This window comes from uncultured Pontibacter sp. (genome assembly GCF_947502515.1).
Taxonomy (GTDB): Bacteria; Bacteroidota; Bacteroidia; order Cytophagales; family Hymenobacteraceae; genus Pontibacter.
In genome coordinates, this window is record NZ_CANNAI010000002.1 from 599,496 (window position 1) to 617,054 (window position 17,559).

The 17,559-nt window shown below is 50.4% G+C and carries 11 protein-coding genes; 3 read left to right on the top strand and 8 right to left on the bottom strand.

Features of this window, described 5'->3' with window-relative positions; all coding sequences use genetic code 11:
- Nucleotides 1–11: 11 nt before the first annotated feature.
- The 7 genes from Q1A54_RS07330 to Q1A54_RS07360 form a co-directional block, all read right to left on the bottom strand.
- Nucleotides 12–1,646, bottom strand: coding sequence for a chemotaxis protein CheA (locus Q1A54_RS07330; RefSeq protein ID WP_196115014.1), 1,635 nt, complete (start codon nt 1,644–1,646; stop codon nt 12–14).
- Nucleotides 1,643–2,740, bottom strand: coding sequence for a chemotaxis protein CheB (locus Q1A54_RS07335; RefSeq protein ID WP_299986307.1), 1,098 nt, complete (start codon nt 2,738–2,740; stop codon nt 1,643–1,645). Before Q1A54_RS07335 ends, Q1A54_RS07330 begins: the two co-directional genes overlap by 4 nt.
- 76 nt (nt 2,741–2,816) lie before the next feature.
- Complete coding sequence (locus tag Q1A54_RS07340) at nt 2,817–3,179, bottom strand: response regulator (RefSeq protein ID WP_007658217.1); 363 nt, start codon at nt 3,177–3,179, stop codon at nt 2,817–2,819.
- Between the two features lie 35 nt (nt 3,180–3,214).
- Entirely contained in the window at nt 3,215–3,808 is a 594-nt protein-coding gene (locus Q1A54_RS07345; RefSeq protein WP_196115016.1) for a chemotaxis protein CheW, read from the bottom strand.
- Nucleotides 3,809–3,822: 14 nt separating this feature from the next.
- Nucleotides 3,823–8,391: a HAMP domain-containing protein gene (locus Q1A54_RS07350; RefSeq protein WP_299986312.1), complete on the bottom strand. Its 4,569-nt coding sequence runs from the start codon at nt 8,389–8,391 to the stop codon at nt 3,823–3,825.
- Between the two features lie 133 nt (nt 8,392–8,524).
- Nucleotides 8,525–9,271, bottom strand: coding sequence for a ParA family protein (locus Q1A54_RS07355; protein ID WP_299986314.1), 747 nt, complete (start codon nt 9,269–9,271; stop codon nt 8,525–8,527).
- An 85-nt stretch (nt 9,272–9,356) separates the two neighbouring features.
- Nucleotides 9,357–9,845: a histidine phosphatase family protein gene (locus Q1A54_RS07360; protein WP_299986316.1), complete on the bottom strand. Its 489-nt coding sequence runs from the start codon at nt 9,843–9,845 to the stop codon at nt 9,357–9,359.
- A gap of 166 nt (nt 9,846–10,011) precedes the next feature.
- Here Q1A54_RS07360 and topA point away from each other — a divergent pair, with 166 nt between their 5' ends.
- The 3 genes from topA to Q1A54_RS07375 all read left to right on the top strand — a co-directional run bounded on the left by topA (nt 10,012) and on the right by Q1A54_RS07375 (nt 16,368).
- Complete coding sequence (gene topA, locus Q1A54_RS07365; RefSeq protein ID WP_299986318.1) at nt 10,012–12,444, top strand: type I DNA topoisomerase; 2,433 nt, start codon at nt 10,012–10,014, stop codon at nt 12,442–12,444.
- A 148-nt stretch (nt 12,445–12,592) separates the two neighbouring features.
- Nucleotides 12,593–13,291, top strand: a complete 699-nt coding sequence (locus Q1A54_RS07370; protein WP_299986320.1) for an NAD-dependent deacylase — start codon at nt 12,593–12,595, stop codon at nt 13,289–13,291.
- 290 nt (nt 13,292–13,581) lie between these two features.
- The gene (locus tag Q1A54_RS07375; RefSeq protein WP_299986322.1) at nt 13,582–16,368 is read left to right on the top strand and encodes a TonB-dependent receptor; all 2,787 of its coding nucleotides are present in this window, start codon (nt 13,582–13,584) and stop codon (nt 16,366–16,368) included.
- Between the two features lie 82 nt (nt 16,369–16,450).
- Here Q1A54_RS07375 and Q1A54_RS07380 read toward each other — a convergent pair whose 3' ends face one another.
- On the bottom strand, nt 16,451–17,524 hold the full coding sequence (locus Q1A54_RS07380; protein ID WP_299986324.1) for an o-succinylbenzoate synthase: 1,074 nt from the start codon (nt 17,522–17,524) through the stop codon (nt 16,451–16,453).
- Nucleotides 17,525–17,559: the final 35 nt, after the last annotated feature.

The window sequence follows — 17,559 nt, forward strand, 5'->3', positions numbered from 1 at the left end:
GCCTCATTTCCTCATCTTCTATTCACAAAGTATCTGGTTATGGCAGGCACATCCAGTACCAGGCATACTTTGCCTGTACCAAGCAGTGTGACACCACCATATAAATCTATGCTATCCAGCGGTTTGCTAAGTGGCTTTACCACAATGTCCTGCTGACGGTAAAGTTTGTCCACGATCAGACCAAGCTTACGGTTGTTGTACGAAACAATGATAATGTTCTGCACCTGGCCCTTCAACCGTGTTTTGTCACCCAGACGCATCTGGCTTTCCTCCACATTCAGGAGTTCGTCCAGGTATACGACAGTCACTGTTTCCCCTTTGATATCGGCAACAAGCACCTCGCCTACCTCATGGAGTTCGTCTTTGTCCAGTGCCACCACTGAATCTGTGTGGATCAGTGGAATGGCGTAGAAAATACTGTCTATCTCAAACAAAAGAGCGCCTTTTACTGCAATAGAAGTTGGTAATTGCAGTATAAAGCTGGTCCCCTTTCCTTTCTCTGATTCTATACGGATGCGCCCGCCTATTGAATCAATTGCATTCTTCACCACATCCAATCCCACACCACGACCCGAAAATTCGGTTACTTCTTTGGCTAGAGAGAAGCCTGGCTCAAACAGGAAAGAATATACCTCTGAATCAGGAAGGTTTTCAGCCACATCGGCTGGCACTAACTGCTGGGCCACTGCTGCTTTCTTCACTTTCCCGATGTCTATACCTTTTCCATCATCAGTAAGCGTAATCACCACACTTTCGCGGTCACTGCGGGCTGAGAGTTGCAGTAATCCGGCCTTTGTTTTATCTGCCCTCACACGCTGCTCAGGTTTCTCAATGCCATGCGTAATGGCGTTGCGCACCAGGTGCAGCAATGAGTCTGTCATGATCTGCAGAATATTGCGGTCAATCTGAATATCCTGCCCGCTCAGCTCCAGGTCAATTTCCTTTTTTTCGGCAGTGGCAATATCACGCACCACCCTCGGAAACTTGTTGAACAAAGTACCGATGCTTACCAGGCGTGCATCCATTACACTGTACTGCAGATCTTCTGTAATGCGATACAGGTGAGAACCCACCGTCTTTAGTTCATCGCTATCCAGTTCACGACTTAGTGAAAGGATGCGGTCACGGTCAATGATCAGCTCCCCTACCAGGTTCATGAGGTGATCCAGCTTCTTTACCTGAATGTAAATCAGGTCGGAGAGTGTCAGATTGCGTGAAGTGCTAAATTTCTGCACCTTTGCCAACTCTACTGTGCTGTCTGATAAGCTGTCGACAATAATGTCGAGGTTGCGGATCAGCACCGGATCAACTTCCACCTGCCGTTCGCTGTCAATGCTCTTGATCAACTCGCCAAGCAGATCGATGCCGTCAAAAAGAACGCCTACTACCTCGTCGCTGAAGCTCAGTTCCTTATTGCGTATGAGGCCAAAGGCGGTTTCGAGCTTATGGGATACGTCTGAGATCTGCAGATAGCCGATCGCCTTCGCATTCGCCTTCAGGTTATGCAGCATACGGAATATCTCCGCCAGCACCTGATCGTCCTGCGGTCGTTTTTCCAGTTCGCTGATGAGCCTGTTTAGGGCGTCGAAGTATTCCAGCGCTTCTGCTATAAATATCTCTTTATACTCCTGCTCTCTCGATTTCATGAATTCACGTCAGTTGTACTGACTTGCTGCTGTTCTGCTGCCACGTACCGGTTCAGGTACTGGGCAATTTTTGACAAAGGCAGCACTTTGTCGGTATTTCCGCTTTCTATCGCAGATTTTGCCATTCCAAAAATGGCTGATGAGGCTTCATCCTGCGCTATCACATGTCCTCCTTTTCGAAGTGCAATGGCTTTGGCTCCAGCTGTGCCGTCTCTCCCCATACCTGTCAGGATGACACCGATCACGCGCCTTACGCCACTTTGTGCCACCGCCTGCATCAGTTTGTCCACCGAAGGCAGATCATGCTCTGCGCCATTGTCTTCACTAAAACCTATTTTCAGACTAGAGGCGTTTCCCATGACCGTGTGTACAATCATGTTTCTGCCACCAGGTGCTATTATAACTTTCCCGGGCTTAGGTATAAGCCCCGTGCGGCCTTCAAGTACGGTTAGCTCGGTCATACCCTTGAGCCTGCGTGAGTAACTGTGCGTAAACTTCGGCGGCAGGTGTATGGCAACCAGAACTGCAGCTTTGAGCCCCGTGTCTAACTGCCGGATGATCTGCTCTACGGCCTGGGTGCCTCCAGTCGAAGCTCCTATCACAATGATGGTGTCCGCTGTCACATTCCTGGCATCTTTTTGAGCTGCCTGCGGGAAAATCAGCATTTCCTCTCCCAGCATACTCAAACGTTTTTGAGGATCCCAGTATTCAGTGTCACGCACTGCTGATACCTTCCTGCAAATCTCTTCTGCCATCGTTCTGTAAGCAGATCTTGCCGGAGGGCCAGGTTTAACGATGACACTGTAAACACCCAGGTCTATCGCATCCTTGAGAAGTTCCAGGCTTAGTTGCTCCTTCTCCACCACCATCACAATCGGTGTAGGACATTCGCTGAAAATCTGCTTAAAAACGAGCAATTGCTCGTTCTTTCGTAGATCTACTGAAGCCAGGATCACATCCACCTGATGGTGGCGCAATGATTCCAGTAACTGGGTTCCATTTGAAGCAAGGCCTGTCACTTCCAGATCAGCTGAACCACTCAGGATGCTTTCCAGCACCAGGCGGGCATGGCTTGAGCTGTCAGCAACGAGCACTTTTAGCTTGCTGTCCTTTCAAAGTACGATTCCTTTCCTACTGCCAACAATGAGTACTTTATAAGTCAGATCAGCGCTATTCGTCCAGCGCTTTCTTCACTACTTCCAGCACCTTCTCTTCCGAGAAAGGCTTTACGATGTAAGAAAGTGCACCATACTCCAGCGCCTCATTCACGATCACTTCCTGCCCTACGGCACTCACAATCACGATTTTCATATCAGGCTGCTCTGCTTTGATGCCTTTCAGCACATCAAGCCCTGTATTGTCTGGCAGGATCACATCGAGGGTAATCAGGTCAGGATTTGTTTCTTTGGCCAGCTCAAGTGCTGTCTGCCCATTGGGCGCTTCCCCAACGATCTCATAGCCCGCATCGGTGAGCATATTTTTGAGCATTGTGCGCATGTAGAAAGAGTCATCTACAATCAGAATTCTTTTCATACTTTAAAGTATAGCTTCAATGTGAATGAATTGCTTTAGTTACTTTTCAACTCTCTGATCTCGTCCTGTGTCAGGATCTTGTACATATCCAGTACAATGATAAGGCGGTTGTTCACCTTGGCAATGCCTTCTATGTAATTCTCATGGATATTGATGTCCTGCAGAAACGAGGGAGTCTTGTCAATTTTGGTCATAGACAGGTTCAGGGACTGCGGTACTTCGCGCACGATCACCCCAATGCTGTACTCCTTTGCTTCAATCACCAGGGTATAGGTAATGTGCGGATTCAGGTCTCCGGCCAGTGGAACAGGACGAATGCCAAAGCGCTCTTCCAGATCCATGATCGCGATAATATCACCACGGATATTGGCTACCCCTTTAATGAAATCAGGCGTTCGGGGCATGCGGGTTACATTTGGCGTAACGGTTACCTCTTTTACCTGATCTATCTTGATACCATATTCTTCCGCCCCAAGCTTGAAAACGATCAGGTGAATCATTTCCTCCTTTACCGCTTCAGGCTTGGCCGGATTATCTTTGGCAGAAGCCACTGCAGTCTCAGCTGTCTTATCCGTTCCGGATTCAACGGCTGCTGATGGCGCCTCTTTTTTGTTCGTCTTTTCTTTCATCAGTCCGGAACGGTTTATTTGCTGTTGTCCTCGCTGCTCTTGTTTCTGGAGCTAACCGAGCTCAGGCGTGCATTGCCGGTGAGCTGCTTTTGCTTCGGCTTAGTCGGCATGGAAGCCAGGCGACGATTGTTCGGGCTGTGGTTAAACACCAGGTTGCCATCCACCAGCTTGAAGGCGGAGATACTGATTTGCAGATCCGCAGCAATGTCGTTCAGGTTCTGAGAAGATGACGTCAGCTCCTGCATCGAAGTGGAAAGTTGCTTGGCAGTGCTAGCCACCTGCTGTGTGCCGGAAGCCGTTTGCTCGGCAATGGCTACTACCTCTTCCACGTATTTCACTACGTCGCCGATCGATGATTTCTGAACTTCAGTCGCTGTCAGGATGTCCTGTGCGGTGCGTAGTGTTTCACCACTTGAAGCAGCAATGTTTTTGAAGGCGCCGGATGCTTCGAATGTCGCATTCTTTCCTTTCAATACACGACCTTCCATGGTTGAGATCGCCATCGCAGCTGATGCAGTATCTTTTTTCACATCATCTACTAGTGTCGCAATTTCGCTGGCTGACTTGCGTGATCCTTCGGCCAATTTACGAATCTCCTCGGCTACTACTGCGAAACCACGCCCTGCCTCACCTGCACGGGCCGCCTCAATGGCAGCGTTCAGGGCCAGCAAGTTGGTTTGTGCGGCAATGTCGGTGATCACACCAAGTGACTTGGAGATTTCCTGCGAACGGGCGCTTAGTACTTCAATTGTTTTAGAGGTAAGCGAAGCAGAGCTGGAGATTTCTTCCATGTTTTTCACCACTTCCGCCACTGTCTTCAGACCGAGCTGTGAAGTTTCCTCACCTAGTAAAGCTGATTTGTTCACCACTTCCGCACGGTTAGCCGTGTCTTTCGTGGTTTTCATGATTTCTTCTATCAGTTTGAAGGCTTGGTCCGTCTTGAGGGCCTGATTCTGGGCACCTTCCGCCATTTGCTGCATGGCAAGCGCCACATCCAGCGTTACACGGTTCATTTCAAGGCCTTTATCTGCCATCTCTTCTGAAGAGCTTCCCACTACAAGTGAAGAGTCATTGATCTCACCAAGCAGGGCGTTCAGGTTATCAACGGCCAGGTTCAGGGCGTTGGCCATGTCAAGGATATCACCTGCAGTATGGGCTTCTACTTTCTGCGTTAAATCACCTTCAGAGATCGCACGCACCACGCGGGATACTTCCAGTACTGGGGTTACAATGGACTCCAATAGGTCGTTCAGGGTATCCACCAGTTCTTTCCAGCTACCGCCTACGCCTGCAAGTGTCGCCCGCTCAGTCAGTTTTCCTTCCACACCAGCAACTCTTGCCACGCGGCTAACCTCACCCGCCAGACGGTTCAGGTCCACCACCATCGTGTTAATCGTATCGGCTAGTTCCGCTACTTCGCCTCGTGCTTCGAGGGTCAGTTTTTGGGTCAAGTCACCTTTCGATACCGCTGTTACTACACGCACTATACCACGTACCTGAGTTGTCAGGTTGGAGGCCATGGTATTTACATTATCGGTCAGGTCTTTCCAGGTACCGCCTACGTTTGGCACATTCGCTTGGCCGCCAAGCTTACCTTCTGTTCCTACCTCGAGCGCCACACGGGTTACCTCACCGGCGAAGATGTTCAGGGAGTCCACCATGCGGTTGATGTTTTCCTTCAACTCGCCGAGCTCACCTTTCACATCCACAGACACTTTCTGAGTCAGGTCACCTTTCGCCACTGCAGTTGCCACCTTAGCGATGTCACGTACTTGCAGTGTTAAATTCGAGGCCATGGTGTTCACGTTGTCGGTCAACTCCTTCCAGGTACCGCGTACTTTCGGCACATTGGCTTGACCACCCAAGCGTCCTTCTGTACCCACCTCACGTGCCACACGAGTTACCTCGTCAGCGAAGATATTGAGCGAGTCCACCATCTGGTTCAGGTTCTCCTTCAGGTCCAGGATCTCACCGCGGGCTTCCACGGTAATTTTCTGACTCAGGTCACCTTTCGCTACCGCAGTCGCAACCTTGGCAATGTCCCGTACCTGAGAGGTCAGGTTGGAGGCCATGTAGTTCACATTGTCGGTCAGGTCCTTCCAGGTACCGGCTACGTTTGGTACATTCGCCTGTCCGCCTAACTTACCCTCCGTACCTACTTCGCGGGCCACTCTTGTTACTTCGTCACCGAAGATATTGAGTGAGTCCACCATCTGGTTGAGGTTTTCTTTCAGATCCAAGATCTCGCCTCTTGCCTCAACCGTGATTTTCTGGCTTAAGTCACCTTTCGCAACTGCGGTGGCCACTTTTGCTATACCTCGTACCTGTGTTGTCAGGTTGGAGGCCATCGTGTTTACATTGTCTGTTAAGTCTTTCCATACACCGGCCACGTTTGGCACGTTGGCCTGGCCGCCCAGCTTACCCTCTGTACCTACCTCGAGCGCCACACGGGTTACCTCACCGGCGAAGATATTCAGTGAGTCCACCATGCGGTTGATGTTTTCCTTCAACTCACCCAGCTCACCTTTCACATCCACAGACACTTTCTGCGCCAAATCGCCTTTCGCCACCGCAGTGGCTACATTGGCAATGTCGCGTACCTGTAAGGTCAGGTTGCTGGCCATGGTGTTCACGTTGTCGGTGAGGTCTTTCCAAACACCGCCCACATTCGGTACCGATGCCTGACCACCCAAGCGACCTTCTGTACCTACCTCACGTGCCACTCTGGTTACCTCGTCAGCAAAAATGTTGAGCGAGTCCACCATCTGGTTTAAGTTCTCCTTCAGGTCGGCTAGTTCGCCTTTCACATTCACCGTGATTTTCTGGCTCAGGTCACCTTTCGCCACCGCAGTAGCTACGTTGGCAATGTCACGTACCTGCAGCGTCAGGTTGGAGGCCATGTAGTTCACGTTGTCGGTAAGCTCTTTCCAGATGCCGGCTACGTTTGGCACGTTTGCCTGGCCACCCAGTATGCCTTCGGTGCCTACCTCACGTGCCACACGGGTTACTTCCGCGCCAAACACATTCAGTCGGTCCACCATTTCATTCAATATGTCTTTCAGGTCACCCAGCTCCCCTTTCACGTCCACGGACACTTTCTGGGTCAGGTCACCTTTTGCCACGGCGGTTGCTACCTCGGCAATGTCGCGTACCTGCAGGGTCAGGTTACCGGCCATCAGGTTCACATTATCGGTCAGTTCTTTCCAGGTACCTTCTACATTTGGTACAGCAGCCTGACCACCCAGTTTACCTTCTGTTCCTACTTCGCGGGCAACACGGGTTACCTCACCTGCGAAAATGTTCAGGGAGTCCACCATTTGGTTGATGATATCCTTCAGCTCAGCCATCTCACCGCGTACATTCACCGTGATCTTCTGCGTCAGGTCGCCTTTCGCAACAGCAGTAGATACGTTTGCAATGTCACGCATCTGAGAGGTCAGGTTGGAGGCCATGGTGTTCACGTTATCGGTCAGGTCCTTCCAAACCCCACCCACGTTCGGCACTTTGGCTTGTCCGCCGAGGCGTCCTTCCGTACCCACTTCACGTGCCACACGGGTTACTTCGTCAGCGAAGATGTTCAGGGAGTCCACCATCTGGTTCATGTTGTCCTTCAGCTGGGCAAACTCACCGCGTACATCCACTGATATTTTTTGAGCCAGGTTACCTTTCGCTACCGCAGTCGCCACACTAGAAATGTCGCGTACCTGGGATGTCAGGTTACTGGCCATGGTATTTACATTATCGGTCAGGTCTTTCCATACACCGGCCACATTTGGCACCGATGCCTGGCCACCTAGTTTACCCTCCGTACCCACTTCCAAGGCCACACGCGTTACCTCACCTGCAAACAGGTTCAGGTTGTCGATCGTGCGGTTGATGGTTTCGGCCATGACCTTGAAGTCTCCCGATACCGGAATCTGGAATGTTTCATCCAGATTACCACGCGAGATGTTCTTCAGTACTTTACCCACTTCAAGTACCGGAACCGCAATGGAGTCTACCAGGCCGTTGATGTTATTGATCATGTCCTTCCAGAAACCGGAAGCATTCTCGGCCGAGGCGCGGGCTTTCAGGTTACCCTCCACACCGGCTACTTTCGAGATGCGGGACACCTCCCCACCTACACCACCGATCATTTCCACCATCGAATTGTAGGCTTCGGCGATCTCAGCAAATATGTCGTCGTTCTGCTTTGTCAGACGAACTGAGATATCCCCCTTCTTAAAGGCATCAAGTGCGTAAAGTACTTTATTGAGCTGTTCGCTGATGTACTCAGGGCTTGAAGGCAACACCTGCTTGCGGCTTTGCTTGCCATTAGGCGCACTTTTAACTGCTAGCGAGCTGGTTCCAGAATCTTTTTTGCCAGAAGCCTCAGCTGCTTCTGGCCTGGCTGACGAGGCAGCGGCAGTTGCGCCTTCCTGTTTTGGCTTGGACGTCTCCGGCTTCTCTTCCACGGTAGTTGTGGCAGCGGGCGTCTGCTGCTTGGCTTTCGCACGCGACGGAGTCGACTTTTCTGACTGGCTGGTTTCTACGTCACTGATGAGCTTTTCCTTGCTCAGCTTCAAATTTTTACCTAAGGCCATATGTTTAGGGTTGTATGGGGTTTGTCATCTGTCCGACCCTTCGTCAGCATCAGTTTTAGACTGACAGGCTGAACAGTACAAGGGGAATGTTACGGCAATTTACTCAAAAATAGCGATTGTTTGCAAGCTAACGTTATACCTGGCAAAACTCAGCGGCAAGTGCTGTGTAGTCTTTAGCCCCATTGGAAGCATTATCATAGTCCAACACGCTTTTGCCAAAAGAAGGTGCTTCTGCCAGCTTTACATTGAGTCTGATCTGACTGTCGAATATTTTTTCTTTCACGTTCTCGCGCAAGTATGCGAGCACTTCCTGACTCAGCTTGCGACGCATATCAAACATGACCACTACGATTCCTTTGATTTTAAGTTTCGGGTTAAATGCTTTTTTTACTTTAGCGATCGTCTGCATGATCTGGTCCAGGCCTTGTAGGGTCAGAACTTCCATTTGTAAAGGTATGAGTACTTCGTGCGAGGCTGTCAGTGCATTTAGTGTTAGGACCGAAAGTGAAGGTGGGCAGTCAATCAACACATAGTCAAACCCTTTGACCTGGGAGAGCATGGTTTTGAGAAACTGCTCCCGGTCCGGCTGCGACACCAGCGATATCTCTACATCCACCAATTCGTTCGATCCCGGAGCTACCCAAAGGCCATCTTTTTCAACGATAATGTTTTTGAAGGATTGTGACCCCAGAAAAGCCTCGGCCAGTGTCTGATCAGGCGAAGAGACGTCAAGACTATATGATAAATTGCTTTGAGGATCGAGATCAACCAGCAGGACCTTATATCCTAGTTTGCTTAGCGCACTGCCCAGGTTGATCGTGGTGGTTGTTTTACCTGTGCCACCTTTTTGGTTAATCACAGCTACTATTTTAGTTTTCATCCAGCTTCTTGATGATCAGGTATAGGTGCAAATAGTAATGAGTTTCTAAAACTATCAAAAAAAACTGACATATGATGCCTGCACTTTAAGCTTGCGTAAAGTGCGATTCCAGCTTTCCGCTTTTAACATGCAGGTCCTGCCAGGTGTCCAGATCGAGCTTGATGGCGTAGGCACCAGCCGGTTCCAGGTATGCGACGTGCTGCTCAGTCAGTGTACGAACAAGGCTTGTTATACCTGGATTGTGACCGACCAGGAGCACACGCGACACATGGTCCGGAAGCTTGCCCAGTACATTAGCCAGCACACTTTCACGTGCATTGTAGAAGTCAGGGACGTATTCAATCCGCTCCTCATCAAAGTAAAGCTTGTCAGCCAATAGCCTGGCAGTCAACCCAGCACGGGGAGCCGGGCTGCTCAGGATCATATCGACCTTCTGGAACGTGTCACGGAGCCACTGCCCGGTTATTCTCGCCTGATGCTGTCCATTTTTTGTGAGTTCCCGTTCAAAGTCTGGTTGGAGCGGGAAGGGATCATTTGACTCTGCGTGGCGGCAAATGACTAACAATCGTTGCATATAATTATAAAAGTGGTCCGTATAGATAGTTAAGCTAATAAAACAGCCTGTTCACCAAAACAATGATGGCATGTTAAACCTATGTTATCAATTTCAGGTTGTATATGTTTGAAAAAAAATTTGAACTTTGGGCAAAATTCAAATGAATCGCCCCTAAATATAAAGGATGATAAAAAATCTAGTCATAGTCGAGTCACCGGCCAAGGCCAAAACGATTGAAGGATACCTGGGAAAAGATTTTGTGGTGAAATCGAGTTTCGGCCATGTGCGGGACCTGCCTAAAGACAACAACGCCATCGATATCAAAAATAAGTTTAAACCAACTTATGTGATATCGAGCGACAAAAAAGACGTCGTTTCGCAGCTAAAGAAACTTGCCAAGGAAGCCGAAACGGTATGGCTCGCATCGGACGATGACCGCGAAGGAGAAGCCATTTCGTGGCACCTGACCGAAGCCCTTAACCTGAACGAAGCCAAAACACGCCGCATCGTTTTCCGCGAGATTACCAAAAACGCTATCCTTAACGCCATCAGCACACCGCGTGGCATCGACATGGACCTGGTAAATGCGCAGCAGGCCCGCCGCGTGCTGGACCGCCTGGTAGGTTTCGAGCTGTCACCGGTGCTCTGGAAAAAAATCAAAACAGGCCTCTCAGCTGGCCGTGTGCAGTCCGTAGCTGTGCGCCTGGTGGTGGAACGTGAGCGTGAAATCGAGAAGTTCAACGCCGAGTCGAGCTTCCGGATCACAGCCCAGTTTGATGTTCAGGGCAAAACCCTGGAAGCGGAGTTGCCTGCTAAATTCAAAACCGAGGAAGAGGCGCAGCAATTTCTGCAACGTTGTGTCGGAGCTGATTATACGATCGGTAACCTCGAGACAAAGCCGCTCAAGCGCAGCCCCGCCCCTCCTTTTACGACCTCTACCTTGCAGCAGGAAGCCAGCCGTAAACTGTACTTCTCAGTTGCCCAGACCATGACTGTGGCACAGCGTCTGTACGAGGCAGGTAAAATCTCTTACATGCGTACTGACTCCCTCAACCTATCGGACGAGGCGATCCAGGGTGCATCCAGTGCGATACGCAACTCCTTTGGGGAGAAGTTCGTGAAGACCCGTCGTTTCAAAACCAAGTCTTCGGGAGCTCAGGAGGCACACGAGGCCATCCGTCCAACCGACTTCTCACAGATGGTAGCAAGCAGCGATCGCAACGAGCAGCGCCTGTACGAGTTGATCTGGAAGCGGGCCATTGCCTCGCAAATGGCTGATGCCGAAATCGAGAAAACAACTGCCACGATCGATATCTCCACGCAGCCCGACAAACTGGTGGCGACCGGAGAGGTGATCAAGTTCGAAGGATTCCTGAAGGTATACATCGAGTCGAAAGATGAAGAAGAAGGCAGTGACGAGGATGTAAAGGGCATGTTGCCACCATTGAGTATAGGCCAGCAGCTTGGCTTACGTCAGATGCAGGCAACACAGCGCTACTCGCGTCCTGCGCCAAGGTATACAGAAGCCAGCTTGGTAAAGAAACTGGAGGAAATGGGGATAGGCCGACCGTCTACCTACGCTCCTACCATTTCGACGATCCAAAAGCGTGGCTACGTAGAGAAAGATAGCCGTGAAGGCAAAGAGCGTAATTTCAACGTCCTGACCCTGAAAAACGACCAGATCAGCGCGCAGACCAAAACTGAAATCACCGGTGCTGAGAAGAGCAAGCTCTTCCCTACTGATATGGCCATGGTGGTAAATGACTTCCTGGTAGAGCATTTCCCGAACGTGATCGACTATTCTTTCACTGCCCGTGTAGAGGCTGAATTTGATGAGATCGCCCATGGACAGCAGGAATGGGAACAAATGCTGGAAAATTTCTACGAGAAATTCCACAAGCGCATTGAAAACAGCGAAAATATCAACCGTGCCGATGTCTCTGGTGCCCGTGAAATAGGTATAGACCCTGTATCCGGTCAGAAGATCATTGCCAAACTAGGACGCTTCGGCCCTTACGTACAGCTAGGAGAAGAAAATCCTGAGACAGGTGATAAACCAGTTTATGCCAGTCTGCGCAAAGGCCAGTTCATTGAAAGCCTGACATTGGAAGACGCCTTGGACTTGTTCAAACTGCCACGCATTGTCGGGGTGTATGAAGACAAGGAAATGAAGGCTGCTATTGGTCGCTTCGGTCCCTATATCAGTCATGCCAGCAAGTTCTACTCTCTGCCAAAGACACTGGACCCGATGACGGTAACAGCAGATGAGGCTATAGCCCTCATCGAGGCCAAGCGCAAGGCCGATGCTGAGAAGCTCATCAAGACTTTCCCGGAGAATCCGGATGTGCAGGTACTCAACGGCAGGTATGGCCCTTACATCGTAGTGGGCAAGAAAAACGTGAAGATCCCGAAAGGGAAAGAACCGGCTGATCTGACCCTGCAGGAATGTCTGGACTTGGCGGAGCAGACACCAGAGAAGAAGGGCCGTGGCGGATTCAAGAAGAAAACCGAAACAGCCACAGCTGACAAGAAACCGGCCACCAAGAAACCAGCTGCCAAGAAAGCCGCCGCTAAAAAACCGGCCGCCAAGAAAACAGGCACAGCTAAGAAGAAATAAGCAGGAAAAGCCGCTCTAAACTGAGCGGCTTTTTTACGTCCCGTTTGCAGGTATAGGTATACAGATTTTACATACCTCGCCACCCTGCGGACGAAAAACCCGAATGGCGTACACAGAGTAAATTATAGCAGATCAAATCAGCAGATGCATGGCTAAGAAAAGAATCGTGGCGCTTACAGGAGCAGGTATAAGTGCGGAAAGTGGCATCGCTACCTTCCGCGATGCAAACGGACTTTGGGAAGGGCATGATGTGATGGAAGTGGCCTCTCCACAGGGCTGGCGTAAGAATCCGGAACTTGTGCTGGACTTCTACAACCAGCGTCGGAAAAATGCGCACAACGTTCAGCCCAATGCCGGCCACAAGATGCTGGCTGAACTGGAGCAGGACTTTGAAGTCAAGATCATTACGCAGAACGTAGATGACCTGCACGAGCGTGCCGGCTCTACTGATGTAATCCACCTCCATGGAAAACTTTTCGAGAGCCGTAGTACACTTGATCCTAAGCTGGTTTATCCGATAGAAGGCTGGCAATTGAATCTGGGTGATAAATGTGCGCGCGGCTCCCAACTGCGCCCCAATATCGTGTGGTTCGGAGAGCCCGTTCCGATGATGGAGCAGGCCATGGAAGAAACCTTGTGTGCAGATATCTTTCTGGTTGTGGGCACCTCTCTGGTGGTATATCCCGCTGCCGGACTTGTGGACCTGGTTCCGGATGAAGCGCCGATCTTTGTGGTAGACCCCAACCTCCCCTATATGCGGCCCCGGCCAAATCTGCACCTGATCGAAGAGAAAGCCAGCACAGGTATGGTAAAAGTAGCTGAACTGTTACGGGAAAAGCACCGCTAGCCATATATTATATCCCTTCTGTTTTAAGGCCGCAAGAGCTTGTACGCCTATCTGCGAGATTTGACGACAGTCTCGTTGGGGCAGGTTTGTCTGCCTGCCAACGCAGTTTATCGGCATAATTTGCCTGTTCATCCTGTTCTAAAAATATTTCTAGCTAATGTTTAAACCTTAGCCTCCCTTCTGTATTCTAAAGATACCAACAGCAGAGCTTCATACCGTTCGCTGCTGATTTTACGCTTTATTATCCGATTACTTAATAGACCAACACTACTACTCAATTCTACAATCTGATGAGAAAATTATTCTCTCTGCTGATCATGTTGATCGGCTTTTCACAGGTATACGCACAAACCGTAACCGGCACGGTGCAGAGCGCCACGGACAAGAGCGGCTTGCCGGGCGCGAGCGTCGTGATGAAGCGTGCTGCCAGCGAGGCAATCCTGACCACGATGACTGATGGTCAGGGCGCGTTCCGCTTTGAGCGCGTTCCCTCTGGCAATTATACCCTGGAGGTTCGCTTCCTGGGTTATGACATGCTATCAAAGCCGGTGCAGGTTGCACAGGCACCTGTCAATTTGGGTGTGCTGAGTATGCAGGAGCAAAACACCAGACTGGGTGAAGTGCAGATTATCGGGCGTGCACCACTTGGTGAGCAGAAAGGTGATACTTCCCAGTTCAATGCCAAGGCCTTTAAGACAGCGCCGGATGCCAGTGGCGAAGACTTAGTGACCAAAATGCCGGGTGTACAGGTACAGGATGGCCGTATTCAGGCGCAGGGTGAGGAAGTACGCCAGGTGATGATCGACGGAAAGCGCTATACAGGTGAGGATGTGACCTCTGCCATGCGCAACATCTCTTCAGATATGATCGAGAACGTGCAGATCTTTGACGCACAGAGCGATCAGGCTTCCTTCAGTGGTTTTGAGGATGGCAACCGCCTCAAGACAATCAACTTCATCACCCGCAAAGACCGCCGTCAGGGCTATACGGGTAAGATCTCCGCGGGCTACGGTACTGATGACCGTTACATGGCAGGTGCCGCTGTCAACTACTTTAACAACGACCGTCGCATCACGGTTACAGGCCTAACCAACAACATCAACATGTTTGACTTCTCGATCGGTGAAACACCAGGTGGTGGCATGCGTGGTCGTAGAGGTGGCTGGGGCGGTGGCTCCCCGATTGGTATCATCAACACCAACAACTTTGGCATCAACTACCAGGATAAGTGGGGCAAGAAAATGGATGTGAGCGCAAATTACAACTACACCAACCGCGATATCATCAACGACCAGTACCGCTTCCGTGACTTTGTTTCGGATGATGCTGGTCTGCAGTATACTGAGAATGCAGACAACAGGGATCGTGAAGACGGTCACCGCCTGAACATGCGTTTGCAATACAACATAAACGAGAACAACCGCCTGTTGGTAACGCCTAGCCTGCGTGTGCAGAATGATAACAGCTTTACTGGCAGAAACGCCCGCACCTTTGATCTGGAGGGCACCCTTTCGGAGTCGCTTAACCGCGCAAGCTCTGACAATACCTCTTTCAACTTCAACAATAACATCCTCTACTCGAAGCGCTTCGGTGACTCCGGACGCATCCTGACAACCAACTTCAACACGAGCATCAACAATGTAGAAGGAGATGGCTACCAGTTTGAGCAGACCGAGAACTTTGAAAACCCTGACAGAAACGTGCTTCGCGACCAGTACATTCGTCTGGACCGCAAAAACTTCAGCTGGTCAGGAAGTACCAACTACTCGCAGCGCCTGGGTGAAAAATCCCGTTGGCAGTTAGAGTACAGCATTGGTAACCAGATGCGTGACTCAGACCGCAGAACCTACGACTACATGGAAACAGCCGGTGGGTATACAAACTTCAATACACCGCTTAGCAGCACCTTCAAGAGCGATTACCTGTCTCAGAACATAGGCCCAAGCTACCAGTACCGTGATGACAAGGCAAGACTTCAAGTGAATGCACGTTACCAGTATGCCACCCTGAATACTGATAGCCAGTTCCCGGTTGACCTGGCACCGCTGGAGCGTAAGTTCAACAATTTCCTGCCATCAGCTGAGTATGAGTACAAGTTCTCTAACTCTCAGAACCTGACCCTGAATTTCAGAACCAGCACCAACGTGCCTTCTGTTGAGCAGTTGCAGGAAGTGCTGGACATCTCTAACCCACTGCAGGCACGTATCGGAAACGCAGACCTGGACCAGGACTACCAGAGCCGTCTGAACATCCGCTACCGCAACTTCAATGCGGAGACCAACCGCGTGTTCTTTATCGGCATGTTCGGTACGATGACCAACAACTATGTGGCCAACAGCGTGTACACCACCAACGTACCCGAAGGTATAGCCGAAGGATATGAATTGCGTCCGGGTGCCCGCCTGAGCCGCCCTGTAAACCTGAATGGGCACTACAATGTGCGTTCATTCTTCAACTACGGACAGCCGCTTAACTTTATCAGCTCTAACTTTAATGTGAACGGTACGGTGGGTTACTCCAGAATACCAGGTATGATTGACGAGCAGATCAACTATGCCAACAACACCAACCTGGGTGCCGGTATTAACATCAGCAGCAACATCAGCGAAAAGATAGACTTTTCAGTTTCTACTTTCTCGAGCTACAACATTGTGTCAAACACACTTCGTACGACTCAGAACAACAACTTCTTCAACCAAAACACCAGTGTTCGCTACAACTGGATCCTTTGGAAAGACCTGGTATACCGTACTGAACTGAACCACCAGTACAACTCTGGTTTGTCTGCCGGCGTGGACAACAGCTTCCTGCTTTGGAATATGAGCCTTGGTAAGAAGATCTTTAAAGACAAACAAGGAGAGATCAGCCTGAGCGTGAATGACCTGATGAACCAGAACGTGAGCATTCGTCGCAATATCACAGAGTCTTATGTAGAGGATGTGCAGTCCACGGTGCTGCAGCGCTTCTTCATGCTCACTTTCTCTTACAACATCCGCAGCTTCAAAGGAGCGCCGGCTACTGAAGATAACATGCAGCGTGGTCCGGGCATGTACCGCGGTCGACCGGGATCAAACTAATAGACATACCAGCCCAGACAGAAGCGGCCTGCAAGATTTGCAGGCCGCTTCTGTTTATATCTGTTACTAAGGTATAGACGACCTATTGCGGCAGTTCGCCCCAGGCGCTATCGCCATACCAGAGCCAGCCTTTGTCTATCTGAAGTGGAGAAGCTACATTGTTGTGGTATAGCTGGCCAGTGCCCAGCCCCTGCGGCATATTGATGGCATAATTAGCTGTGAACTGGCTGATCGCGTTGAGCCCGATGTTTGATTCCAGTGCTGAAGTCATCCACCAGCCAATGCTGCGCTGTGCTGCCATATCGATCCAGCCAGCACTCGCTTGCAATCCACCTACTAGGGTTGGTTTTAGGATGATGTATTGCGGCTTTACAAAGTCTAATAATTCAGCCTGTTTAGTGGCATCCTGCACCCCGATCAGTTCTTCGTCGAGGGCGATGGGTATAGGCGTATAGGCACAGAGTTGCTGCATCTGTTCAAGTTGCCCCTGCCGGATGGGTTGTTCGATAGAATGCAGGCTATACCTGGCAAGGCGCTCCAGTTTCCGGAAAGCTTCATCCGGGGCAAAAGCACCGTTTGCGTCTACTCTAATCGTCAGATCTTCTGGCACGGCCACCTCACGTATCTGATGCAGTATTTCAAGCTCGGTGGCAAAATCCAGACTGCCGATTTTCAGTTTCAGGCAGGTATAGCCTTCTTTCAGTTTCTTGCTAATCTGCTGCTGCATGAAATCCTTCTCCCCCATCCAGACCAAACCATTGATCGGTATACCTGTGGTGCCTTGGCTGAAGCTGTTTTCATATAGAATCTTTCTTCCCCCACGTAGTAGGTCCAGCCAGGCTGTTTCCAATGCAAACCGTATAGCTGGCCATTCAAGGAGGTCATCAGATTTTAAAAATCCCTGCCAATCATCTGCTTTCAGTTGCTGCTGACCGACTTGCTCTGCCAACTGGTTGAGTTTTGACTCCAGGTCAGGACGTGCATCAATGCTCAAACCCGGGAGTGGCGCACATTCACCCACTCCTGTTATGCCAGGCCTTTCTGAATCGTGCAGGTGCAGGTAGTATACCTGATGCGTTCGCATAGCGCCACGTGAGGTGCGTGCATCAAATTTAAACTGAAGTTGATGAGGCGTGACTCTCAGGAATAAAGGCATAATAGCATCAGATTAGTCTTGCCAATATCGGCTTA